The sequence below is a fragment of the Lacimicrobium alkaliphilum genome, assembly GCF_001466725.1.
Lineage (GTDB): Bacteria > Pseudomonadota > Gammaproteobacteria > Enterobacterales > Alteromonadaceae > Lacimicrobium > Lacimicrobium alkaliphilum_B.
In genome coordinates this window covers 1,820,858-1,843,288 of the sequence record NZ_CP013650.1, presented here as the reverse complement: position 1 = coordinate 1,843,288, position 22,431 = coordinate 1,820,858, and the positions used below count along the sequence as shown (strand labels likewise).

26 protein-coding genes and 1 pseudogene are annotated in these 22,431 nt (G+C 50.2%); 4 read left to right on the top strand and 23 right to left on the bottom strand.

What is annotated here, in order from left to right; all coding sequences use genetic code 11:
- Positions 1-31 precede the first annotated feature (31 nt).
- Both AT746_RS19625 and AT746_RS08495 read right to left on the bottom strand, forming a co-directional pair.
- Positions 32-700 carry a response regulator gene (locus AT746_RS19625; protein ID WP_082633198.1) on the bottom strand — a complete coding sequence of 223 codons (669 nt, stop codon included), beginning with the start codon at positions 698-700 and terminating at the stop codon, positions 32-34.
- Positions 697-2,547, bottom strand: a complete 1,851-nt coding sequence (locus AT746_RS08495) for a PAS domain S-box protein (protein ID WP_062479108.1) — start codon at positions 2,545-2,547, stop codon at positions 697-699. Before AT746_RS08495 ends, AT746_RS19625 begins: the two co-directional genes overlap by 4 nt.
- A gap of 476 nt (positions 2,548-3,023) precedes the next feature.
- On the opposite strand from AT746_RS08495, the gene AT746_RS08490 reads away from it, so the two are divergent.
- The 3 genes and pseudogenes from AT746_RS08490 (at position 3,024) to AT746_RS08480 (ending at position 6,295) form a co-directional block, all read left to right on the top strand.
- Complete coding sequence (locus AT746_RS08490; RefSeq protein WP_156413654.1) at positions 3,024-5,267, top strand: TonB-dependent receptor; 2,244 nt, start codon at positions 3,024-3,026, stop codon at positions 5,265-5,267.
- Between the two features lie 119 nt (positions 5,268-5,386).
- Positions 5,387-5,839: a GNAT family N-acetyltransferase gene (locus AT746_RS08485; protein ID WP_197414348.1), complete on the top strand. Its 453-nt coding sequence runs from the start codon at positions 5,387-5,389 to the stop codon at positions 5,837-5,839.
- Between the two features lie 158 nt (positions 5,840-5,997).
- Positions 5,998-6,295: pseudogene (locus AT746_RS08480) on the top strand (DUF1428 domain-containing protein).
- 13 nt (positions 6,296-6,308) lie between these two features.
- Here the strand turns inward: AT746_RS08480 and AT746_RS08475 are convergent.
- Positions 6,309-8,222 (bottom strand): SLC13 family permease, encoded by a 1,914-nt coding sequence (locus tag AT746_RS08475; protein WP_062479101.1) that lies wholly within the window; start codon positions 8,220-8,222, stop codon positions 6,309-6,311.
- Between the two features lie 202 nt (positions 8,223-8,424).
- Here AT746_RS08475 and AT746_RS08470 point away from each other — a divergent pair, with 202 nt between their 5' ends.
- Positions 8,425-8,967, top strand: a complete 543-nt coding sequence (locus AT746_RS08470) for a hypothetical protein (protein WP_062479096.1) — start codon at positions 8,425-8,427, stop codon at positions 8,965-8,967.
- Between the two features lie 34 nt (positions 8,968-9,001).
- On the opposite strand, the gene AT746_RS08465 is transcribed toward AT746_RS08470, so the two are convergent.
- From AT746_RS08465 to AT746_RS08370, 20 genes are all read right to left on the bottom strand, one after another.
- Complete coding sequence (locus AT746_RS08465; protein WP_062479092.1) at positions 9,002-9,373, bottom strand: hypothetical protein; 372 nt, start codon at positions 9,371-9,373, stop codon at positions 9,002-9,004.
- Positions 9,374-9,526: 153 nt separating this feature from the next.
- Positions 9,527-9,877 (bottom strand): hypothetical protein, encoded by a 351-nt coding sequence (locus AT746_RS08460; protein ID WP_062479088.1) that lies wholly within the window; start codon positions 9,875-9,877, stop codon positions 9,527-9,529.
- Between the two features lie 175 nt (positions 9,878-10,052).
- Positions 10,053-10,616, bottom strand: coding sequence for a dihydrofolate reductase family protein (locus AT746_RS08455; protein ID WP_062479084.1), 564 nt, complete (start codon positions 10,614-10,616; stop codon positions 10,053-10,055).
- An 85-nt stretch (positions 10,617-10,701) separates the two neighbouring features.
- Positions 10,702-11,130 carry an SRPBCC family protein gene (locus tag AT746_RS08450; RefSeq protein WP_062479081.1) on the bottom strand — a complete coding sequence of 143 codons (429 nt, stop codon included), beginning with the start codon at positions 11,128-11,130 and terminating at the stop codon, positions 10,702-10,704.
- A gap of 61 nt (positions 11,131-11,191) precedes the next feature.
- Positions 11,192-11,596, bottom strand: a complete 405-nt coding sequence (locus tag AT746_RS08445; RefSeq protein WP_062479077.1) for a VOC family protein — start codon at positions 11,594-11,596, stop codon at positions 11,192-11,194.
- Positions 11,597-11,757: 161 nt separating this feature from the next.
- Positions 11,758-12,156, bottom strand: coding sequence for a VOC family protein (locus tag AT746_RS08440; RefSeq protein ID WP_062479075.1), 399 nt, complete (start codon positions 12,154-12,156; stop codon positions 11,758-11,760).
- A gap of 56 nt (positions 12,157-12,212) precedes the next feature.
- Entirely contained in the window at positions 12,213-13,016 is an 804-nt protein-coding gene (locus AT746_RS08435; protein ID WP_062479071.1) for an AraC family transcriptional regulator, read from the bottom strand.
- A gap of 64 nt (positions 13,017-13,080) precedes the next feature.
- Positions 13,081-13,539 carry an SRPBCC family protein gene (locus tag AT746_RS08430; RefSeq protein WP_062479067.1) on the bottom strand — a complete coding sequence of 153 codons (459 nt, stop codon included), beginning with the start codon at positions 13,537-13,539 and terminating at the stop codon, positions 13,081-13,083.
- Positions 13,540-13,559: 20 nt separating this feature from the next.
- Positions 13,560-14,189, bottom strand: coding sequence for a hypothetical protein (locus tag AT746_RS08425; protein WP_062479064.1), 630 nt, complete (start codon positions 14,187-14,189; stop codon positions 13,560-13,562).
- A 35-nt stretch (positions 14,190-14,224) separates the two neighbouring features.
- Positions 14,225-15,445: a winged helix-turn-helix domain-containing protein gene (locus tag AT746_RS08420; protein ID WP_062479060.1), complete on the bottom strand. Its 1,221-nt coding sequence runs from the start codon at positions 15,443-15,445 to the stop codon at positions 14,225-14,227.
- A gap of 30 nt (positions 15,446-15,475) precedes the next feature.
- Positions 15,476-16,057, bottom strand: coding sequence for a YdeI/OmpD-associated family protein (locus AT746_RS08415; RefSeq protein ID WP_062479057.1), 582 nt, complete (start codon positions 16,055-16,057; stop codon positions 15,476-15,478).
- Between the two features lie 38 nt (positions 16,058-16,095).
- Positions 16,096-16,788 (bottom strand): glutathione S-transferase family protein, encoded by a 693-nt coding sequence (locus tag AT746_RS08410; protein ID WP_062479053.1) that lies wholly within the window; start codon positions 16,786-16,788, stop codon positions 16,096-16,098.
- A 30-nt stretch (positions 16,789-16,818) separates the two neighbouring features.
- Entirely contained in the window at positions 16,819-17,157 is a 339-nt protein-coding gene (locus AT746_RS08405; protein WP_062479050.1) for a putative quinol monooxygenase, read from the bottom strand.
- On the bottom strand, positions 17,144-17,983 hold the full coding sequence (locus AT746_RS08400; RefSeq protein WP_062479047.1) for a helix-turn-helix domain-containing protein: 840 nt from the start codon (positions 17,981-17,983) through the stop codon (positions 17,144-17,146). The genes AT746_RS08405 and AT746_RS08400 overlap by 14 nt, the downstream gene beginning before the upstream one ends.
- Before the next feature lie 327 nt (positions 17,984-18,310).
- Positions 18,311-20,137: a GGDEF domain-containing protein gene (locus AT746_RS08395; RefSeq protein ID WP_062479043.1), complete on the bottom strand. Its 1,827-nt coding sequence runs from the start codon at positions 20,135-20,137 to the stop codon at positions 18,311-18,313.
- Positions 20,138-20,303: 166 nt separating this feature from the next.
- Positions 20,304-20,606, bottom strand: coding sequence for an antibiotic biosynthesis monooxygenase family protein (locus tag AT746_RS08390; RefSeq protein WP_062479038.1), 303 nt, complete (start codon positions 20,604-20,606; stop codon positions 20,304-20,306).
- Between the two features lie 114 nt (positions 20,607-20,720).
- Positions 20,721-21,179, bottom strand: coding sequence for a DUF1801 domain-containing protein (locus AT746_RS08385; RefSeq protein ID WP_062479035.1), 459 nt, complete (start codon positions 21,177-21,179; stop codon positions 20,721-20,723).
- A gap of 28 nt (positions 21,180-21,207) precedes the next feature.
- A complete protein-coding gene (locus AT746_RS08380) occupies positions 21,208-21,588 on the bottom strand; it encodes a hypothetical protein (RefSeq protein ID WP_062479031.1) in 381 nt (126 codons plus the stop codon).
- 27 nt (positions 21,589-21,615) lie between these two features.
- Positions 21,616-22,026: an SRPBCC family protein gene (locus AT746_RS08375; protein ID WP_062479028.1), complete on the bottom strand. Its 411-nt coding sequence runs from the start codon at positions 22,024-22,026 to the stop codon at positions 21,616-21,618.
- A complete protein-coding gene (locus AT746_RS08370; RefSeq protein WP_062479024.1) occupies positions 22,023-22,346 on the bottom strand; it encodes an ArsR/SmtB family transcription factor in 324 nt (107 codons plus the stop codon). Before AT746_RS08370 ends, AT746_RS08375 begins: the two co-directional genes overlap by 4 nt.
- Positions 22,347-22,431: the final 85 nt, after the last annotated feature.

Sequence of the window (22,431 nt, the reverse complement as noted above, 5' to 3'; positions counted from 1 at the left end):
GCGCGCTCTTTCTCACAAATGGCTGTCGAGGTTAAAAAACAAAAGGTACTTCCTGTAACGCCGGTTCCGCCTTAACGGCACGAATCAAATCGTAACCATTGCCATCATCCATACAGACATCCGACAGTATCAGGTCTGGTACTCTGTCCCGTAAAATCATTTGCGCTTTTTTCATGCCCTGAGCACGAAGCACACGATACCCATAATGCTCCAGCAAACTGGTCGCCAGCTCCAGATTAACCGGCTGGTCATCCACCACCAGTATGACCTTTTTCCAGCTTGTGGGCGTCGATTCCCTGGCGGTAAAAGACACCTTCGGCGACGGCGTCGTGGCTGGTGATAAAAATGCCTGAATCTGCTCAACAAAGCTCTCCGGCTCAATAGGCTTAGTGATGTAGCCATCAAACCCGGCTTGCTGAATCTTCTGACCGTCAACCTCCATGGCAAAGGCAGTCACCGCTATCACCGGTATATGAGCCAGCTTATCGTCATTTTTTAAATGTCGAATCACCTCATAGCCATCCATTTCCGGCATCTGGATATCACAGAGAATTAAATCAGGCCTGACCCGCGACGCCGCCTCCAGACCGCTGACACCATCGGTAGCGGTTTCGACTTCAAATTCGAAGGCTTCCAATATGTAGACCATCAGTGCCAGATTGTCCGGGTTATCTTCAATGGTCAGTACCTTAGCGCTCATTTATTGCTCTCCCTTAGCCGCAGGGAAAACTCGCTGCCCTGACCATACTCACTCTGACAGATGATCTCACCGTCCATAAGGTCAGCAAGTCTTTGGCTTAAATGTAACCCCAGACCGGTTCCCTCCTGCGGCGTAGTTGAATTGGAATCTACCCGATAAAATGCAGAAAACAGCCGGGCCTGGTCCTCCTTACGGATACCCATGCCGGTATCGCTGACAGTGATATTAATAAGATTGCTTCTGTTCACTTTACTGCGTTTGCAGCTAATCCTGACATGCCCTTTTTGCGTGAACTTTATGGCATTGTTAATCAGGTTGAGTACTATCTGACTCAAGGCTCTTCTGTCCGCTTTTACCATCATTTTCCCCGACGGCAGCTTACACTCTAACGACAAGCCTTTGTCTTCAGCTGACTGACGCAATGTCGCCACTACCTCCTGTATGATATCCCGACAATCAATCCGCTCTGATTTCAGCTCTATTTTTCCAGCCCCGATTTTAGCCAGATCGAGTAAGTCATTAATCAAAGACAACAAATGCCTGGCGCTGCCACGGATAGTCCGCAGCTGTTTGTCCTGATCAACAGTCAGCGGACCGGGTAATTTCATTAACAGGGTTCCGGTAAATCCGATAATGGCGTTCAGGGGCGTACGCAACTCGTGACTCATGGTCGCCAGGAAATTGTCCTTGGCACTGTTGGCTTTCTCAAGCTCAAGATTCTTATTCTGCAACTCACGCTCTACCCGCTTACGTTCAGAGATATCGCGAATCGCACTGGAAACCAGCACCCCCTCTTCTGTATCCAGCGGGCTGAGGCTGATCTCAATCGGAAATTCAGTACCGTCCTTGCGTTTTCCATACAGCTCCAGTCCCACCCCCATGGGCCGAACCCGGGGCTCTGCAAAGAACGAGTCGCGATGCCTGGGATGTTTGGCATGAAAACGGGAAGGCAACAACATTTCAACCTTCTGGCCCAGCAACTCCTGACGGCTGTAGCCGAATAACTTTTGTGATTGTGAGTTAACCAGCACAATATTGCCGTCGCGACTTACGATAATCATCGCATCGGGGGCGGACTCCAGCAGATCCCGGAACTTGTTCTCGGCTTTTTTTCGTTCGGTGATATCGCGGATTGCGCTCATCACCATGGTGCCTTCCTCTGTCTCGATAGGACTGAGACTGACTTCTACGGGAAACTCACTTTTATCTTTACGTAGTCCGTACAGTTCGAGACTGGCGCCCATAGAGCGGGTTCCGGGTTGAGAAAAGTATTTGGAGCGATGTCCGACGTGAGAGTGAGCGAAGCGCTGAGGCATCAAGACTTCAATAGATTTACCCAATAGTTGTGTTCGCGACCAGCCAAACATCGACTCGGCCTGGGTATTAGACATCACGATACGACCGGTAACGTTCACCATCACGATGGCGTCAGGCATTGACTCCAGCAGATTAAGATATCTGGCGGCCAGCAGCTTTGCATCGCGTTCAATTTTCTGACGGGTTACATCCTTTTTATTGGTTACAAAATACTTAATTTCGCCGTCGCTGCCCTTAACCGCCCGCGTCGAGATGTTGATATATATCAGCGAACCGCCTTTGCGTTGACGCAGGGATTCATAAGTTGCCACATCAGATGTGCGCGCCTGCTTTTGAATATCGCGTTCTTCTTTTACACGATCCGGAGGGATAATCAGGTCATAGATGGACTTGCCTATGGCTTCTTCCTGAGAATAACCAAATGTGCTCTCTGCACCCAGATTCCAGAGCAAAACCTCACCTTTCAGAGATGTGGCAATTAGCGCATCCGGGCTTTCGTCAACCAACAATCTGTATAAGTCTTCAGCCATAAAAAAAGCATCCCTTTTCCGACCTATCATGACTTCGAATTGATAAGCCTGCAACAGTAGGCCATATGTCAGACCAGAGACCGTTCAGCTACAAGCCGATTTATCAAGACAAACAGCCACCTCACATCTGATTACAATCACTTGTTGATACCTTACAGAGTAAAGTATACGGCGCTCACTAACGCTAATTTTCACCCACAGGGGTTAACAATTTGTAGCAGAATCATAGTGATAGACTCAAGTGCAGCCCTTTCCTGACAGATTCAGCTGATATTGCCCTATTGTTATTCCGGCCCTGAACAATACATAAGGCAAAGCCATCACCCGTATCAGGCCAGAGCCATGTACCTGTTTACCCTGTCGGCATCGCTGATCACAGAATTGCAGCCGGGTAATTTCCCCTTACACTTAAGTAGCTTAGTAACATCCATAAAACAAGCTAGGCTTTAACCTGGACACTCAACAGGTACACACAAATGAAAATAACCGACAATATCTTTAGCCCGACCAAAACGGCAGCAGCCCTGTGCATTCAGGCTGTATTAGCAGCTACTCCGGCCCTGGCCCAACAGGACCAGGGCGACAGTTCAAAAGATACCAAAGTACTGGAACAGATAACTGTCACCGCACAAAAACGAACCCAGAGTATCCAGGAAGTGCCCATTTCAATCGCCACCTTAAGCGGTGAGAAATTTGAAAATATGTTTTCCGCTGGTGAAGATATTCTGGCCCTGGCCAGCCGTGTACCCGGCCTGTATGCCGAGTCATCCAATGGCCGCGCCGCACCGCGCTTTTATATACGGGGCTTGGGTAATACCGACTTTGATCTGGCCGCCTCGCAGCCGGTTTCCATCATCATGGACGAAGTCGTGATGGAAAACGTGATCTTAAAAAGCTTCCCCTTGTTTGACGTGGAGCGGGTCGAAGTGATTCGTGGCCCTCAGGGCACCCTGTTTGGCCGCAATACCACCGCCGGCATCATCAAATTTGATACGGTCAAACCCAGTCAGGATTTTGATGCCGTACTGGAAACGGCTCTGGGCACACTCGGTACCCTGAATGTTGAGGCGGCAATAGGTAATGGCATTACCGATGAGCTGTCCTTCAGGCTATCCGTGCTGTCACAGAATCGGGGAGACTGGATAGATAATGAATACACCGGGGAGAAAGACGCCATGGGCGGCTTTCATGAAAATGCGGCCCGTTTACAGTTGCTGTATGAACTGGATGACTTCAGCGCCCTTTTAAACCTGCATACCAGAGATTTAAACGGCACCTCATCGATTTTCCGTGCCAACGGCGTGGATACCGGCAGTAACAAGCTGAACGACAGTTATGACCGCGATCGGGTTTCTTATAACCAGGGGGATAATAACTTCCAGCGCTACAATGGTGATGGTGCCTCGCTGAAACTGGACAAAGAGTTTGACGGTTTTACCCTGACCTCAATTAGCGCTTATGAAACCGCCGACGGCCGTGGCAAAGGCGATATTGACGGTGGTGTTGCCGGAGAAGGCCCGGGCTTTATCCCCTTCGATGCTGTTACTGAAGACAGACTAGAAGATCTTAAGCAATTCACTCAGGAAATCCGCTTTGCCAGTAGCGGCACCGATGGCTATGACTGGCAGTTCGGAGGCTTCTATTTCGACTCTTCCTTTGGGGTTACCAGCGTTGACGGCTTCTTCGGTGCCACCACCGTATTCCATGAAAACCTCACCTGGGCGCTGTTCGGTCAGGGCTCTTATGAACTTTCAGATAAACTGACCTTAACCGGCGGCGTTCGTTACACCTATGATGAGAAAGACTTCAGAGTCGGTGATCAGAATGTTGATGGCTTTGCGCTGGTAATTGGTGCCGCGCAAATTCAGGATTATGAAGATATCAATGTGGATGATAATCAGGTGAGCTGGGAACTCTCTGCCAACTATCAGATATCCTCTGATTCCATGGTGTTTGGCCGGATTGCCCGCGGCTTCCGGGCCCAGACTATTCAGGGCCGGGATGTGGCTTTTGAAGCACCGCCCTCGGTTGCCGACTCAGAAACCATCGACTCGATTGAATTCGGCTTTAAATCGGATTTTCTGCAAGACACCCTGCGTCTGAACACGGCGATTTTCTACTATCAGATAGACGATATTCAGCTTTCGGCCATTGGCGGCGAGACTCAGGGTAACCAGTTAATCAATGCCGATAAAGGCAACGGTAAGGGCTTTGAAGTGGATATCGAATACCTTGCCAGTGACAACCTGACCTTAACCGCAGGCTACAGCTACAATGATACAGAACTGGACGATGCCACGCTGACGGTAGCCCCTTGCGGCTCTGGCCAGTGTACGGTGCTTGACCCTTTAGTAGACGGCAATGCCCTGATCGACGGTAACCCCTTCCCTCAGGCACCTAAAACCATCTTTAATATTACCGCCCGCTACACCATGCCCATGGGTGACGACGGTGAATTATTTGTTTATACCGACTGGGCCTGGCAGGGCGATACTAACCTGTTTCTCTATGAAGCGGAGGAATTTAATATCAGTGGTAACTACGAAGGTGGTCTGCGCATAGGCTATGAAAACTTTGTTGATGAATACAGTGTTGCCCTGTTTGGCCGCAATATCACCGACAGGGACAATATCCGCGGCGCCATCGACTTTAATAACAACACGGTGTTTGTGAATGATCCCCGTATTTTTGGTATAGAGTTCAGAAAGAACTTTTACTGATTAGAGGGCATCACCCCAAAAAGCCCGCCTGTAACGCGGGCTTTTCGGCTATTGTTTACCAGATCTGAAGAGCATTAAGCAAGATGACTGTCCGAGCAACAATCAGAGTTGCTAACCCTGTGGAAGCCGATAAATTAACGGAGCTGGCCATTCGTTCAAAAGCCTATTGGGGATATTCGCAATCATTCATGCGGGCTTGCCGCAATGAACTGGCTGTCACAGAACAATTATTGAATTCTGCCATCCGTCATTACTACGTTGCCGAGGGAGATTCGGGGTTATTAGGTTACTATGCAATTGCTAAGCTTAGTGAGCGGGAATTTGAATTAGAAGCCCTGTTTGTCGAGCCGGCTGTCATTGGCAAAGGCATTGGAAAATTGTTGATGAATCACGCAAAACGTCTGGTGAGACAGCTCGGTGGAGATAAGATAACAATCCAGAGTGACCCCAATGCGGAAGGTTTCTATCGGGCAGCAGGAGGTAAAATATTTGGCTCTAGAGAGTCTCAGAGTATCCCACAGCGGCAATTACCATTGCTCACAATTGATTTGATGAGTAATGATGTCGCATAACCCGTGCAGGGCTATCGCCGTCCAATTCACTTCACTGGACGCACAGGATAAAAGTGTAATGTATACAAACTCTGATGAATCACAACAATGAGGAAATAACTATGTCATACATTGATGGTTTCGTCATTCCGGTGCCAAAAAATAAAAAGTAGGAATATATTGAACAAGCCAGAACTATGGCGGATGTTTTTAAAGAATACGGTGCGATTGAGATATATGAAAACGGGGGGGGACGATGTGCCGGAAGGCGAGGTTACTTCATTTCCCAAATCGGTAAAATACAAAGAAAATGAAGTTGTCGTATTTTCATGGGCTGTCTGGCCTTCAAAAGAGGTGCTTGATGTTGGATGGAAACGCATCATGCAAGATCCTCGCATGGATCCGGCAAATAACCCAATGCCGTTCGACGGAAAACGATTAATCTATGGTGGTTTTTCAACCGTGCTGCACACTTAGCTCTCTCCACATATTACAAAGGCCAGATCCATAACAGCATCGGAATGCTGATACCCACCACCAACACTTCCAGGGGCAATCCCATGCGCCAGTAATCACCGAAACGGAATCCCCCGGGACCGAGTATCATGGTGTTATTCTGATGACCTATGGGCGTTAAAAATGCACAGGACGCACCAATCGCCACCGCCATTAAAAACGAATCGGCACTCACCCCCAGCGCCGTTGCCGTACCCAGCGCAATAGGACACATCATGGCTGCTGTGGCAGCATTGTTCATCAAGTCCGATAAGAACATGGTCACCACCATAATCAGGATCAGGCCCACTACCGCATCCCCCAAGGCTACCGAATTTAATAAAAATTCTGCGATAAGAGCGGCGGCACCGGTGGTCTCCATGGCCTCCGCTACGGGTATCAAAGCCGCCAGCAGCACAATCACCGGCCAGTCGATATACTGATACACAGCCCTTGGCGGTACTGTTCGCAGTACCATAGAGGCGAGTACGCCGATGGTAAAAGTGATTGCCGCCGGCAAAATACCCAACGCGGCCGTACCTACCGCGAACAGCATTATCAGGCTCGCCTGCCAGGCTTTTCTGGTATCCGGAATACTCAGCTCCCGCTCAGCTAATGGCACGCAACCATTGTCGGCACCGAACTCGGTAATGGTTTCTTTGGTGCCCTGCATCAGCAGCATATCACCAGATTTCAATGCAGTTTGCCGCAATCTTTTTATCGACCTGTGTCCCTGGCGGGACAAGGCCAGCAGGTTTAAGCCATAGCGGGTGCGCAGCGATAGCTCAGCCGCAGAACGACCATTTAATTGCGAGCCCGGCAGTACCACCAGTTCACTGAGCACAATATCGCTGTCATCCTGATTGTCTTCGTCTTCCTCTTTGTCCTCGTCCTTATCCGGTGTGCCAGTTGATTGTGGCGCGTTATTCTCCTTTGCGGCCATGTCAGCCATCTGGCTTTTCTGTTCTTTGTCGGTATCCTGCTCAGAATCTTCCGGATCCGTATCTTCAGATCTGGTGTCTTTTGCCTCTTCAAGTTTCAGCCCTAAGCCTGACAGCACGTTCGACAGCACCTCCGTTTCCGCCTCGATCACCAGGATGTCTCCGGCCCTGACAGTACGATAAGGGTTTGGCGCATTCATGCGCATTTCATGACGCACCAGCGCCAGAACCTGAGCGTCATTGTCATCCAGCGCCTGCTGAATTTCACGCAGACTCTTCCCTTCAGCTTTACTGCCCTCTTCTACTCTGGTCTCGGTAACATAAGCTCCCGATTCAAAGCCTTCCACTCCGCTTTGTTTGCGTCCCGGCACCAGCCGCCAGCCCAATAGAACAACAAAAACCACGCCACCCAAAGCGACGGCCAGCCCGACCGGAGTGAAATCAAACATTGAAAAGCTCTGCAAACCAGATTGCTGGCGAAAACCGGCCACAATCAGATTTGGCGGTGTACCGATAAGCGTTGTCATGCCACCTAAAATCGTGCCAAATGCCAGCGGCATCAGGATTTGCCCCGGTGGCAAGTCCAGTCTGCGCGCCATCTGCACCGCCACCGGCATTAACAACGCCATGGCACCCACATTATTCATAATTCCCGATAGCAAGGCGGCAACACCAACCAGGGCTGCAAGACTGAGCGTAATGCCGGCTTTGGCCGGCAACACTTTGCGGGTCAGTGCATCCACGGCACCGGATGTCTGTAATCCACGGCTGAGCACCAGCACACAAGCTACTGTGATCACCGCAGGATGCGCAAAACCGCTGAAGGCCTGCTCCTGTGTTATCAGCCCGCTTACCACACAGGCCAGTAAAGCACCCAGCGCCACCATGTCGTGGCGCCAGCGGCCCCACAGAAACATCACCATGGTGCCCACCAGTATGCCCAGTATTGTTAGCTGCTCTTGTGTCATATTTCCCTTATTGATATCCGTGACGGGCGATAATAAACAATGACTTCAGGCTATCAGTAAAAAGACAAATTGAAAATCAACCAATTGTTGAGTCATGAGCAGGCTTGATGTTGCTTTTCCTGCGCAACGGCAACGATAATGGGGTAAACCTGTTGAAATTTTCAACACGACAAAACGCCATCAGATAAAGGCAGAGCCATACATGAGTTCCAGAGGTGAATATCTGCAAAAACTGGTCGATCATTGTACCAAAGACGAGGTGGTCGACACCCTGGCATTGGCGGAACAGCTTAACTGTGTAGTGGTACATAAAACCTTCAGCACCGCTGATAAAGGCGTGTTATTGCCGCCCAATGCCACCCGGCTTGGTCGCACAGCCATTGTGTTGAGCGAGGATAACAGCGAGACGGAAAACCGCACTCTGATTCCCCTGCTGCTGGCCGACTATATCCTCAACAATAACCCCGATGCAGTAAAACGCTTTAGCTGCGATGTATTTTTTCTGGCAGAAGTGCGCCGTTACCGTGCCTCTCGACATATGTTTCTGGCCACTCGCCTGGCGTTACCGGAAAGTATTATTGAAAAGATCAGCGGCATTAACTTTGACACCAACGGCTATGCCCGCAAGGCCTGCCTGCTGCCCAATTTCGTAAATTGTGCGTTTCACAGCCACGAGGTAGGTGGCCTGCTGGGACTGATTGACTCATTAGACATGGTTCCCGCAAGCCTGCTCAAGCTGGCTTAAACCATCCATATGAATGGCTAAGCTAGTGTTCTTTCTAGTTAACTTTGTCGGACTCGCAAATCAGGTGAATGATATTGCCGGGGTTAGCCACCCAGAAACCTTTGAACCCGTCGGGCAAGGGCTCAACATCATCACAACGGGCACAATCCCGGGAACTCAGAAAATCAGCAGCACTGTCCATGTCATCGGTCAGAATCTCCAGCCAGATCTCTGCCTGACTAAGGCCACTGACTTTATCCAGCCACAGTATCTTATCGCCAAATTCAAAGCGCGGAGTGGCATCTTCTTCGGTAACCGGAACAGGCTTGAGACCAATCACATCGCGGTAAAAACTTAAGGTTTGCTGATATTCATGAGGTGGGATTTTCATGGCAATATTATTGCCTGCTTTGAATTGGGGTTTCATCCCTGCTGTCCGGTTGGTAAGAAGCAGTTAACAGTTTAGTTACTGGCTGGGATAACAGTCTGAGGCTTAACGCAAGAATAAGGGCATTCATCGCTCAAACTCATTGCCAGGTGAGCGTTATAACAACATTAAAGCGCGGCCCAACGAGTCGATTTAATAACTCTTTGAATGCCGCTGGATCTTATCCAATGTTTCCTTGGACATAGTGCGCTCATAGTATCGCTTACTGGCAGTAGAGCAGACCCGTTCGGTAAACCGGCTGCCTGACACCTGCACATTCTTGCATTCATAGCCCACTTCAGGAGGCGCGTAGCGCAGTAAACAATCCTGTCGCTCAGTCTTACTCAGGTCATAATCAAAGCAATCTTTAAGTGCCTGGTTCCGCTCTGAATCAGAAAGATTTTCAATACTGGCATATTTATCTTTCACGTCAGTGGCACAACCGCTGATTACAACCAGGATTAACCCAAACATCCCCTCTTTTAATTTCAGCTTGTTGTTCATAACCACGTCCTGTTCCCTGTTTATGCTTAATCACAGTTTTATATTGGCCAGCTTTTTTAATTTGGTCAAGAATTGCCGTTTCAAAAAATTGCCTTCCTGGGAAAGGATTTCTTACGATAGTATCTGACATGGCGGAGATTCTGCTCAGGCCGCCCAGGAGTGTTCAGCTGAGACCTTATGGGGCTGGTTTTATCACCTTATAGCGCAGCAGCACGACTTCAGATGACAGTGGTTCTGCTATTAAAAGTTTAAGTTCTGCGCGCTGCTCTAATCCATTATAAGCCCTTGGCCCCTGCGTGCCGATAAAGGGCTGGGCGAGAATGTGAATTTCATCGATCAGCCCTTCATTTAACAGGCTTGTGGCCAGACCGGGGCTGCCAAAAACAACCACAGTACCGGGTATCCTCGCCAATTGCCTGGAGACATTGTCCAGCGCCGGGCCCTGAATAGGGGTAGTGTTGTTCCATGTCAGTTCAGTTGGCCGACTTGAAACCACATACTTGGGGATCCTGCTAAATGCCCTGGCCAGCGCCACAACGTCTGCAGGTAAGTCATCTCTTTCAGATGCGCCAGGCCAGAACTGCATAAATAAACCAAAGGTGTTTCTGCCCAATATCAAAGCCTCAGCCGAAGCAGTCAGATCCAGCGCATACTGATGGTGCTGCCGATCAACAGCACTGTCCAGATGATGGCACAATCCACTGGCGGTAATGTTGATGGAGTGAATTACATGGGCCATTCACACCCCCTGTACAAAATGTATAAGCTACAGTCGCATGGTAAACGGAGCTTTCGACAGCTTATGGCTTATTATCTGCAAAGGATTAGAATTTCCGTTCCTGAAAAGGGATCCCCCTGCCTTCTTCGCAATACTGCTTCAGACTTAACAGGAAAATGGCCCAGTTATAATTACAGAAACGATAGAACTCGGTCACATCCTGCCAGTCCATATGGCGCAGCCGCACCGAGGTTTTCCCTTGCTTTTGTTCAAGCTCAAAGCTGATCTTTGTGCCTATCCATTCCGGGTCGGAACCCACACAGTGCCAGAGGATGGTTTTATCCGGAACCAATTCGACGATTTCCATCAGGGTTGGTGGCTCGTCGCCAAAGCCAAATTCATTGATCGCACCTGGCTGCGCTGTCACATTCAACTCCCGCGTCCAGACCTCAGACAAACCTTCGGTAGAAGTCAGGGCGTTATAAACCTGCGCCACCGGCACATTGATATATTGAATATGTTCTATATTTGCCATCGGGATTTATCCTTAATCATTGAGAGACTAAAACTATTTTCTATAAGTAATCGGGGACTGATCAAATAAGGTTCAGCTGCCAGGACACGCCATAGCGGTCATTCAGCCAGCCGAATTTTTTACTGAAACCATAATTATCCAATGGCATAAGCTCAGCGCCACCATCCGCCAGGGCACCAAATACCTCGTCGATTTCCCGTTCAGATTCACACTCAACATACATTGAGATAGAAGGCGTAAAGCTGAATTTGTGCTCCAGGTGGCTGTCCATGGCCATAAACAAGGTGCCATTGAGGGTAAACCTGGCGATTTTAACTGCCCCCTCAGGCTCGTTTTCACCGGCACCATAGTGCTCAATGGAGAGAACTTCAGAATCAGAAAATAATGAAGTGTAAAAGTTAACGGCCTCTTCGGTCTTCCCCGCCTGTTCACCTACAAACATCAGAAATGTCGTAATAGATTTCATCTTCACTCCATGTTTAAAACCAAAGCCTTAATTTTTATTGCAGATTAAGCCACTTGCCCGGTGACATTAAAAAATGCCAGGCTTGGCGCGTAATGCATCGTTGCATTCACTCTAACACCGGGCAGCTTAGCCCGGCATGGATCAAGCTGTTACAAAACTTGTCAGTTTGTAGGGCTTTGCTGGTGCTCTACAATGTCGACTTTAAAACCAGCCGGATCTTCAAGGATAAAGTGTCTTTGTCCCCACTCTTCATCTTTCATCGCCATCACAACAGGCAAGTCCAATCTCTTCGCTTCGGCATAAGCTTTTGTTGCATCACTCACTTCAAAGCTGATCACATAGCCATCAGTACACATTAATGGATGAAGAAAAGCAGGCTGTGTTTGATGATTGGCATGCAGAAAGCCCAACTGGGCGCCTGTGGCCGGTGAAACCAGGTGCAGGTAAAAATCGGGGTCAAAAAACACCGCCTCAAAACCGAAAACCCCGGTATAGAAGTGCTCCAGCTTGTCCAGATTTTTCGCCACCATTACCGGAAATGTCGCCTGAATATCAATCATGGTATTGCTCCTTTGTTTTGCTGTTACCAAAGCTGAATATAGCGCCACCCCAGGCCTTATTTATTGTACAAAACGGACATATTCAGAAAATTTCCCGGCGTAGTCCCGGCCAGCGCCTTAAACTCGCGGATAAAGTGGGATTGGTCGTAAAAGTGGCCGGCCCAGACGCCCCGGTGTTCTTTTGAATTGAGCAAATGGAGCGCCGCCTGAAACCTGGCCACTTTCAGAAAATTCTTCGGTGACAGCCCCAGATGCAACTGGCTTAAACGGCGAAGCTGACGGGCGGATATACCAAAATCGGTGCTATCCAACCGGGTCAGATAGGCGCCGGTAGCCAGCCCTTTACAGGTACTGAGGATAAAGCCTGCCAATCGCCGGTCAACCCTGGGAACGTGCAACAGCTGCGGCAATGCAGCCAAAAGCAACTCACATCGCTGACTGAACTGATCGGTTAGTGAAATTACCTCCTGCACCTGCTCTGAAATCAACGGATCAATAAGCTGTTTAGCATCGATACTATTCTCCTCCCCCGCCCATTCGCCGACAGGAGCCCCGATCAGCCCCTGGCAGGCCAGCGCGTGGAACCTGATACCAAAATAGGACGCCGGGCCTGATATAGGAAATTCCACTGGCGAAACAAAAGGCCTGACCATAAAGCTTTCTTCTTTGGCGCTGAGGTCGAAGATCCAGTCAACACAATTATCGGGCACAACGCGGTAAACAAATTCGCCGGCGGGTACCCTCAGTTGCCAGAAGCAATTTACCCATTGGCTGAGAGGTAAGCCAGGACGCAAGGTCAGATAAGCGCCCCGCTGTCTGACCTGCCCCTGATACGTTATTTCAGCCGAACTAATAAACACACCGGTATCCCGCTATAGCAAAAAACCGGTGACGCCTGTATAAAACCCGGAGCATGATCTGTACCTAGTTCCAGTTATCGATTTTGACATCATGAGGCGAGGGTTTACCTTGCCCCGTTTCCAGCAGTTGTTTAAGACTCAGCATAAAGGTAGCCCACTTCATACTGCAGTGGGCCATAAACTCGCCGCCCTGACGCCAGTTTTTATGACCGAAAAGAACAATACTGTACTCTCCTTCCCGGGACAGATCGAAGATAGCATCGGTTCCTATCCATTCCTGCGGCCCGGATATAAAGCGCCAATGCACCTTCTTATCAGGTTCTGAGGCCATCACTTCCATCTTCATTTCGCCCACTTTCTCACCTGCGGGGCTGTTGAATACGACTTCTGTGATCCCCCCGGGCTCAGAGTCTCCGTGGGTTTCCTGCGTCCACCACCTTGCCACACCTGCAGTGGTCGCCAGGGACTTATATACCTCTGAAACAGGCGCTTTTATTCCGACTCTATGAATGATATCAACCATGATCGCTCCTTTTATCCTTATCAATCTCTGATGCAGCGAACAACTCTTAACTTTCCGCTGTTTCCGCCACCACAGAAGAAACGATCACGACCATCGGACTCAAGCCCCGACACGCCGGTACCCTGGGGCATTGCGAAGCTATCAATAACCTCACCGGATTGCGGGTTAAGGCGCCTGAGTTCGCTGTTGTCATCCTCCCAGGTGCCATGCCAGAGTTCACCATTCAGCCAGGTTACACCGGTAACATACCGGTTGGACTCGATATCACGAAGCACCTCGCCTGTCTGCGGATCCAACTGAACAATTTTACGTTTCTGGTACTGCCCGACCCAGAGTGAACCTTCTGCCCATGCGAGTCCCGAACTACCATCCGGAGCAGGAATGGTTGCTAATACCTGACCTGTTGTCGGATCGAGCTTCTGAATCTTATCGTTTGCAATCTGAAACAGGTGGCGCCCATCGAAAGCCGTTCCTGCTTCTGCTGAAATATTGATGGAATCCACTGGTTTTGTGCTGTCAGGGTCAATGGCATTGAGTTTGTCACCCGACGCAAACCAGACACGCTTACCATCGAAGGTAACACCATGAACCGCTTCCGCTCCCTGATAGGGGCCGTACTCATTGAGGATCTCTGCGTTTAATTTTTTCATTTTCATCTCCTTGCTGACTTGATCACGAGTGTATTCTAGTCAACAGGCAAAGCAGCCGGGAGTAACAAGATTGTCGCGAATCCGGGCATGGGTGGTATTCTCCAGCGACGAGCTCTGCCGCGGCCGAAAGAGCAGACTTTTTCCTCGCTGGCCAGGGCATCGAGTGCCCGCTGTACACTGCGTTGTCCCCAATTCAGCGCCAACGCAATGGCAGAACTTGACCAGCATTCACCGTCAGAAAGCAATGCCAGCACCACCCCATGCTTTTCCTCGATTGGCATGGCAAGCACAACGACTTTACGGGCACCGACCGGCTCCAGTACGAAGCCCTGTGATGTGGCGCGCACCTTCGCCAGTGGTTTCAACAGACGGCGTAGCCGTCCGATTTCGACCCTAAGGCGTGCACGATACGACTCATCAACACCTTTGGCGCGAAATGCACGTGCAACCAGCTCATCACGGGATACATCATCTGGCCAGGCTTCAGCCATAACGCGTAGTAAGGTAAAAAGTACCGGGCGGGTTACCAGCGATACCACCTGGCCATCCAGTCGCACACTATGGCGGCACGCATCGACGATAAACGCTTTCGAACTCATCAACTCCTCGACTTCATCAAGCAGCACATAACGTTCACAACGCTGTGTAATCAACCGGGCGGCGGGCAGTTCCAGACTTTCAATCACATTAGCAACTTCCGCCACCAGCGCCGGGATACGCGCCTCATGTGAACTTCGTTCGGCTTGCTTAAGCGCACTGCGCGCGCGCCGGACTTCAAGGCGACGAATGGCGATACCAGAGATAATAAGCTCGCGGATCGTTTCCAACGCCGGGGGCAGTGATGCCGGGTTGTCAGCATCGACTTCCTGTGCTGCTTTATCGGGTTGCCCTATCAGCAGCAGGCGCCGGGCCCCGACATATCGCGCATACACTGCATTCAACTGATCGCCGTGTTTTTCAAGTGTTTGCTGTGCTTCATTCAGCGCCTTAACAGGCCAGCCAAGATCCCGCGAAGCCAGGGCTATTTCTGCCTCAGCCACAATACACCTGGCGCGGGCCAGCAGCTGTTTCGGACCAAATGCCCGCACCGCACCACGAAGTAACACCCTGGCGCGATCAAATTCGCCCAGTTGTGCCATGGCGATCCCACGCAGAGCAAGTGCCGACGGGTCGTCCCGCAATGCAACCCGGTTCAGCGCCGCTAACGGATCGCCGATGGCCAGCGCCTCTGCCGCCTCCCTTATCTGCGATTCCATCACAAAGCCCTTACGAAGTTGGCTTGCATCCTAAGACAGCCCCTTGCCTGCGAGGATTTTGGGAATGCACTTTTCAATTCGTGCAATACGGGTTTTAGACTGCTTCGCCCCAATGAAGTGCAAAATATAGCCCCTCTGTCGCCCCGGGGTCAGCGCCTCAAATGCCACTTTCAATGCCGGCATTTCTGCCATTTTGGCCTCAAGCTCCTGGGGTGCCCTGATGTTGTCCTTTTCCTTAAACTCGACTTGCAGACCCGCTCTTTCAATATCCAGGGCATGATTAATATAGACTCTTATGTATTCCTCCTTGTCACCAATTTCTTCCAGGGTGGTGAAACGGATTTGGCGCATGGATTGTGAATGTTGACCCGGTTTAACCAGCATCCCGTGGGGATCCTGTAACAAAGCCCCCTTAAAAAAACCAAGCGCACAGTAGTGCTTAAGGCCATAGATGATCACCACATTGCCGTTCTCAAACTGATAGCATAACTTGCCCCACCTGACCTGCTCGGTGAGGCCACAGTCAAGAATGATCTCCCTGAGCTTATTTCTTTCGTTATGCCAGTTTTGCTGACGTAACAATAGGGTAACGTTTGCGTCCTCGCTGCTCATTTACTGATGCTCCCTAAACTCGTATACAGAGATAAGTTTTATAATACTGCATCCCGTCGCAAATCCTGTAGCCATATGCCAGCTTCACGAGCCTCCTGTTCATGTTCCTCGTCACGCCATTCTTCCCGGAGGGCGCTCTCATACCAGTTGAGCATATAAGGTAACCGCAGCAAACGTTGTATGTATTCCTCTGCAGTCCGGGATAGTTGTGGAGAATAGGTTTGTACCCGAAAAGCCACGGGCGAAAAGAATGCATCAACCGCGGTAAATTGCTCTCCTGCCAGAAATGGCCCACCGAACCGGCTTAAACCTTCGCACCAAATATCATCCAACCGGCGCCATTCACTGAGAAGCGCAGAAGTCCACTGCGACAATTTTATCCTGAGGCCGCAATTCATAGTGCAGACATTTCTTATATGGGGGAAGCCTGAGTGCATCTCTGCGGCAACACTTCTGGCCCAGGCTCTTGCTTCTCTCCTGGCGGGCCAAACGGCCTTATCCATTTCCGAGATATATTCAACGATAGCCAGGGAATCCCATACTGTAAGTCCATCATCTTCCAGGCAAGGGACTCTTCCTGTAGGAGAAAATTCCGAAAAAGCAGATGTGCCGTTGATATTGCCAAAAGGTGTTAATTTCTCTTCGAACGGAATATTAAGCTGCCTTAATAAAATCCATGGCCTCAGTGACCAGGAAGAGTAATTCTTATTACCGATGTAAAGACGAAGCATTTTTGGTTGTCCTGTAATTAAAGCTCAAAATTACCTTTTCCTTTTGCTGGAAGGGAGAAAATCATACGGCGTTAAGATAGCGGCCTGTCTTGGTGCCTGAAGATACTCGGGCAATTTTTGCTCATAGGCATACCGATAAGGATGCATCTGATTAGCCAGAAAGGTCTCCATCGATGCTTCGCGCCATTTCTCAAACAGAGTAAAAGTGCAGGGATTAAACAGGTCACGCTGCAAATGACAGCAGATAAAAGCCGTTTCTTTTGCCATCTGTTCAATAATATCGTTCACCGCCTGAAGCCATTCATCGACCTTTTCCGGCTTGATCTGCAATGTTACGTAAAATGCCATCTCATCATTACTCGATGTCATTACTATCTCCTTCTGATTCAATCCTGGTGGCAGCCAGTTCCCGTAATAAAACAGCGCTGTTTTCATCAGCCGGAAAAAAACATTCAATCGCCAGTTCCGACAAGGTAACGTCGGTTGGCGTGCCAAACACGGTTGTCGTGCTGATGAGTGACAACGTTCCCAGCTCAGTCTGCAGTTGCATAGGCACGGCCAGCTGCACCAGCTGTTCTGTCGCAGGTTCACTTATTGGCCTGGCGTTCGCAGGTGGCGGGTATTGGCTTAGCTGTTGCAGTAACTCACTCAGACCGGCATCGGCAGTGTCGCGGATCTGATGCTCAAGTCGCAACAAGATGTGCTCACGCCACTGGTCGTAATTTGCAATGCGCGGTGCCAGCCCCTGTGGATGCAGGCTAAGTTGCAGCACATTTATCGGTGGCTGCAACAAGCTCTGCGGTATATCGCTAAGCAACCTTAACAACGCCTTGTTCGAGGCGTATAACTGCCAGTGACGATCCACGGCCAGCGCCGGAAACGGCTCGCAACCATCAAGAATAAACTGCACAAACTGCTGCACCTGCGCATGGCCAGGAGTTTCTGGCCTGGTCTCACTGTACACAGGCGCATAGCCCGCAGTAGTCAGCAGAATATTGCGCTCCCGCAGTGGGATATCCAACGGCTCAGCCAGACGCAGTATCATGTCCCGGCTGGGCAATGCCCGGCCGGATTCTATAAAACTCAGGTGACGCTGGGAGATTTCCGCCTCAATGGCCAAACCAAACTGACTTAAGCGCCGCTGTTGTCGCCACTGCCTTAGTAACTGCCCAACGGTTAAATTAACCTGTTTCATGCAACGTACTTTACCCCATTGGTAAATGCAGACTATTACCTTGCAGGTAATAGTCTGCAATCAATTGCGGATTGATGGCCTGTATTGTGTTCGTTGCAATAATCTGCGTCTTGTAAAAATGCGACATTTCCACGAGCTTATAGCGATGGCGGGCTACAAAAACGCATTATAAGATTTTATTCAAACGGCTCTGATCAAAAAGGTGACAAACCTTTGATAAAAGTAATCCGTTTATTATGAAGAGCTGTACTGGCGGGAAATTTCCGCCACCTGCACAGAATAGGATGCGTACCACTTTTCCTTTCCCGGTTGCTGTCCGGCCCGGTCTCAGATCAGAGAACGATCGCGCAGGCCCTCTATTTCTGAAGCCTGCAGAGGACGGGCCAGCAGAAAACCCTGTCCCATCTTACAGCCGCTGTCGCGCAGAAAATCATACTGTTGCCGGTTCTCAATACCCTCAGCAACAGTGGCAAGCCCCAGATCTGAAGACATACTGAGGATCGAGCGGGTAAGCGCTAGTTCCTGATTATTGTGGGGCAAGCCGTTGATAAAAGAACGGTCTATTTTAAGGCTGCTGATGGGCATGCGCTGCAAATAAGAAAGTGATGAATAACCGGTACCGAAATCATCGATATGAACCCTTATCTGCGCCTTACTCAACAAGGCCAGGTTTTCATCCACAGTGGGAGAGTCGGATGCCAGGGAAAACTCTGTTACTTCTACCCACAGCAGCTCCGGCGCTATGCCATCTGCTTCCATGCGCTGAATAAGGTTTGTGGAAAACTCAGGCTGCAGCAACTCTGCGGCGGCGACATTGATGGCAACCGGCAACGCCCAGCTATTCTGAGTGCTCCAGCATTTGATCTGCCGGCAGACTTCTTGCTGCACCCAGCGGCCTATGGCCACTATCAGCCCATTTCTTTCCGCGATAGGGATAAACTTATCCGGTGGGACACTCCCCAGTTCCTTATTATGCCAGCGCAACAGGGCTTCAACGCCAGCAAGCTTAGCGTCTTCCAGATTGACTATGGGCTGGTAAAGCAAACTGAACTCATTATTTTCCAGCGCCCCCCGCAAACTGGACTCGATTTTCAGGTTCTCGGAAATGCTCTCCGATTCGGCTTTATTGAAATAACAAATTGCCCCCGGCTCGCCCTGACCGGCAAAGCGAATTGCCGCTGAGGCTTGCTCGAGTAACCCCGCCGAAGTTACGCCATTGTCGGGGAAAACACTGGCGCCGATTTGTACCCGGATGTAGTGCTCCTTGCTCATCAGCCGGAATGATTTCACCAGCGCAGCTCGGGCCTGTTCAGCCACCTTATCGATATGATTCTTGTTTGAATTAAGGGAAGGAAAGACCAGCACAAATTCATCGGCCTGCAGGCGCGCCACTGTGCCACCAGCCGGACAGCAACCCTGGAGTCGGTCGGCTAGCTGGCGCAACAATTCGTCGCCGGCCTCGGTGCCCAGGCTCTGATTAAACAGACGCAGACCAGCAACATTGAACAGCAATACCGCCACCTGACGCTTTTCAAACTCTGAAAGCTCGAGTAGTTTTTCAAGCCGGTCGGTCAGCAGTCGCCGGTTGGGAAGCTGGGTAAGGGGGTCGTAAAACGCTGAGAATTCCACTGACGCGCGCAACTCTTCAAGATCGGAGTTGTGTTTAATCTCACTCTCTATCAGTTCTGCAAACTGGCGCAATCGCTTACACTGTTGTTCATTAAACTCCCGCGGCTCGTGGTCTATCAGGCACAGGGTGCCCAGCGGTTGTCCCTTGGGCGAATGCACCACAGCACCAGCGTAAAAGCGAATGTACGGCTCGCCCGTCACCAGCGGATTATTGGCGAATCGCTTGTCTTTTAGCGTATCCGGTATCACCATGACGCCCTGCTGGACAATGGCATGACCGCAAAGGGAAATATCCCGGGGACACTCCTTTAAATCCAATCCGATTGAGGATTTGAACCACTGACGATCGTGGCTTACCAATGAAACCAGCACCACCGGGAAATCGAAAATATCTGCCACCATTGAGGTATAGCGATCAAAGCGAACTTCCGCCGCAGTATCCAGTATGTTCAGTCGATTCAGCTCACTGAGTCGCTCTTCCTCGTCCGCAGGAATCTCGGGTTTCTGATAATTGGATACAGTCATTATACCCTCCTGGATAATAGACATTGGTGTCACTGATTGTTATGCAATTGCCGTGGGACTGACTCCATGGTTTCTCCCATAAGACCTTAGTGTATTGTAATACACTTCACTGCATTAGCTGGCCTGAATATCAACTTTTCGGTAACCCGGCGTTCCAATCTCACGTTTAGCTGTTATCAACAGAAGAGCTGTACTGGCGGGAAGTTTCCGCCACCTGCACAGAATAGGACGCGTACCACTTTTCCTTTCCCCGCTGCTGCGCGGCCCGATGTTCAGGATGGGCGCGCCAGCGCCTGATGTGCTCTTCTGAAGGCCAGTACGACAGGGCCACCTCATCATTGCCCTCAGTTACCGCTGTAAACTCCAGACAACCAAACTCGTTAATTGCCAGTTCCCGCATACGTGCCGCCGTTTGCGAATATTCTTCGTCAAACTGACGGACCTTTGCCCGGAAAATCACCACAAACATAAAAATCTCCTGAACGTCTGTTAATTAAAAAGCCTTGGGGCATCGCAATACCTTACTGGTGCACCTGTAAAAAGATAGATAGTCGTCAAGTCGTTAATCAGTTAACTGATTTATCTATTTGAATAGCTGATCGCCTGGCAGCGCTGATGCCTGTTCGATCCAGTCACTCAAAAGTACCTCATCGAAAGGCTCATCTTCGTATATGTGGAAATAACGCGTATTTTGATCTTTGGACTCCACCGGCGGCATCGGCTGCAAAGATGCACCGTTGAGAAATGCCACCTTGATGTACTTTGTCAGACAGTGAAAAGCCAGAAACCATCCCTTACCTTCAATGCCGTAAAAGGGAGTATTCCATCTCACTGCTTTGCGCACCCGGGGCACGTGGCTCACAATTAATGAATCAAGTCGACGTCCTGCGTCCGCTTTCCAACCCGGCATCGCTGCAATATAAGTCTGCACCGGCTGATCACCGTCGGCTTTGGCTATCTGTGGATTACCACCTGATAAGAGAACCGGCTGACTATTCGGCTTGTCCTGATGCCGGGAGGCTTGTTTGGATCCTTTCTCCATGTTCTTTTCCTTTTATCTTCTGTGGCGTTCAGCTGCGCTGTTTTAACGGTACCAGCACACCTCTGCCATAAGCAATAAACGCACAGATAGCCGCAACAACCAGCCAATAAATCATAGGTGTATAATCTCCCTCTCCAAAAGAGAATTGCAGCCAACAAAAAACCAACATTTCAGCCACGATCAGACCTGCGGCGACAGGTATCAGTTTGCCGAGAGATCGATTTAATGCCGGGAGCAGCAAAGCCAGAGCACAAAGCAACTCGAGTGCGGCCATTGCCAGCCAGACCCCATGAGGGATCACCGCAAACGATGCCATGGTCTGCTCGCTGGTGTTGGAAAGCTTCCATACCGCGCCGATGGCAGTATGCAGGGCTACCAGTATCTGTAATATCCATAAAAAAATATTCATCGTTGATTTCCCTAATCCTTGCTTTGTTTAATCTAACCGGGCCAATACCCGCTCCAGAGCCTCCATAAACCTTGGCCAACCAGCCTGGGCACCGGTGTAATAACGGGGATGTTCGCTTTGAAAACCTTCCTGCGCCATGTGCAGGCGGGTTCCGGCACTAGTTGGCGTAAGCGTCCAGGTCACAACTGTTTTCAACGCACCGGAATTCCAGGTGTAAGTCAGCTTCTCATGGGGCTGTACCTCCAATACCTGACAACTGACCGCACCCCATTCAAAATCCAGTTCGAAATGATGGTCGACTACGGGCCTGAAGTCGCTTTTCATTAGCCACTCTTCAATCAACATGGGCTCGGTCAGTGCGCGCCAGATCTTCTCTGGTGGATGCGGAAGCTCCCGCTCAACAATGACAGAGCGGGTTTCAGTTGGGGTATTATTCATTGGTCCATCCTTTTCAACAGGTCTTCAAGATCATTAAACCGGCGCTGCCAGAACCCGGCCATCTGAGTTGTCCAGTCCACCAAAGGAGCCAGGGCGTCGGGCTGGGCACTGTAGTGCGTCTGGCGACCCTTATGGTCATCACGCACCAACCCGGCCTGCTTCAGAATGCCGAGATGCTTTGACACTGCAGGTTGTGACACGCCCGCCTGGGCGGTCAATGCGCCGACGGTGAGATCTCCGTCACGGCACAGTCGCTCAAAAATGGCCCGTCGGGTCGGATCCGACAGGGTCTTAAACAGAATATCCTGGTTCTGGGGCATTACAATCCATAACTCGTTGGTTATGCTTTATTTATAACCGAATAGTTATGAGTTGGTCAATAGCAATAAAGAAAATGTTGTCACT

Coding starts and splice junctions, on each gene's coding strand:
- AT746_RS08475 (WP_062479101.1), bottom strand. CDS start 8,222: ATGACACAAGAGCAGCTAACAATACTGGGCATACTGGTGGGCACCATG.
- AT746_RS08470 (WP_062479096.1), top strand. CDS start 8,425: ATGAGTTCCAGAGGTGAATATCTGCAAAAACTGGTCGATCATTGTACC.
- AT746_RS08380 (WP_062479031.1), bottom strand. CDS start 21,588: ATGAATATTTTTTTATGGATATTACAGATACTGGTAGCCCTGCATACT.
- AT746_RS08420 (WP_062479060.1), bottom strand. CDS start 15,445: ATGGAATCGCAGATAAGGGAGGCGGCAGAGGCGCTGGCCATCGGCGAT.
- AT746_RS08425 (WP_062479064.1), bottom strand. CDS start 14,189: ATGAAAAAATTAAACGCAGAGATCCTCAATGAGTACGGCCCCTATCAG.
- AT746_RS08390 (WP_062479038.1), bottom strand. CDS start 20,606: ATGTTTGTGGTGATTTTCCGGGCAAAGGTCCGTCAGTTTGACGAAGAA.
- AT746_RS08370 (WP_062479024.1), bottom strand. CDS start 22,346: ATGCCCCAGAACCAGGATATTCTGTTTAAGACCCTGTCGGATCCGACC.
- AT746_RS08415 (WP_062479057.1), bottom strand. CDS start 16,057: ATGAGCAGCGAGGACGCAAACGTTACCCTATTGTTACGTCAGCAAAAC.
- AT746_RS08375 (WP_062479028.1), bottom strand. CDS start 22,026: ATGAATAATACCCCAACTGAAACCCGCTCTGTCATTGTTGAGCGGGAG.
- AT746_RS08465 (WP_062479092.1), bottom strand. CDS start 9,373: ATGAAACCCCAATTCAAAGCAGGCAATAATATTGCCATGAAAATCCCA.
- AT746_RS08395 (WP_062479043.1), bottom strand. CDS start 20,137: ATGACTGTATCCAATTATCAGAAACCCGAGATTCCTGCGGACGAGGAA.
- AT746_RS08405 (WP_062479050.1), bottom strand. CDS start 17,157: ATGACATCGAGTAATGATGAGATGGCATTTTACGTAACATTGCAGATC.
- AT746_RS08490 (WP_156413654.1), top strand. CDS start 3,024: ATGAAAATAACCGACAATATCTTTAGCCCGACCAAAACGGCAGCAGCC.
- AT746_RS08410 (WP_062479053.1), bottom strand. CDS start 16,788: ATGCTTCGTCTTTACATCGGTAATAAGAATTACTCTTCCTGGTCACTG.
- AT746_RS08430 (WP_062479067.1), bottom strand. CDS start 13,539: ATGGTTGATATCATTCATAGAGTCGGAATAAAAGCGCCTGTTTCAGAG.
- AT746_RS08385 (WP_062479035.1), bottom strand. CDS start 21,179: ATGGAGAAAGGATCCAAACAAGCCTCCCGGCATCAGGACAAGCCGAAT.
- AT746_RS08495 (WP_062479108.1), bottom strand. CDS start 2,547: ATGGCTGAAGACTTATACAGATTGTTGGTTGACGAAAGCCCGGATGCG.
- AT746_RS08450 (WP_062479081.1), bottom strand. CDS start 11,130: ATGGCAAATATAGAACATATTCAATATATCAATGTGCCGGTGGCGCAG.
- AT746_RS08400 (WP_062479047.1), bottom strand. CDS start 17,983: ATGAAACAGGTTAATTTAACCGTTGGGCAGTTACTAAGGCAGTGGCGA.
- AT746_RS08445 (WP_062479077.1), bottom strand. CDS start 11,596: ATGAAATCTATTACGACATTTCTGATGTTTGTAGGTGAACAGGCGGGG.
- AT746_RS08440 (WP_062479075.1), bottom strand. CDS start 12,156: ATGATTGATATTCAGGCGACATTTCCGGTAATGGTGGCGAAAAATCTG.
- AT746_RS19625 (WP_082633198.1), bottom strand. CDS start 700: ATGAGCGCTAAGGTACTGACCATTGAAGATAACCCGGACAATCTGGCA.
- AT746_RS08460 (WP_062479088.1), bottom strand. CDS start 9,877: ATGAACAACAAGCTGAAATTAAAAGAGGGGATGTTTGGGTTAATCCTG.
- AT746_RS08455 (WP_062479084.1), bottom strand. CDS start 10,616: ATGGCCCATGTAATTCACTCCATCAACATTACCGCCAGTGGATTGTGC.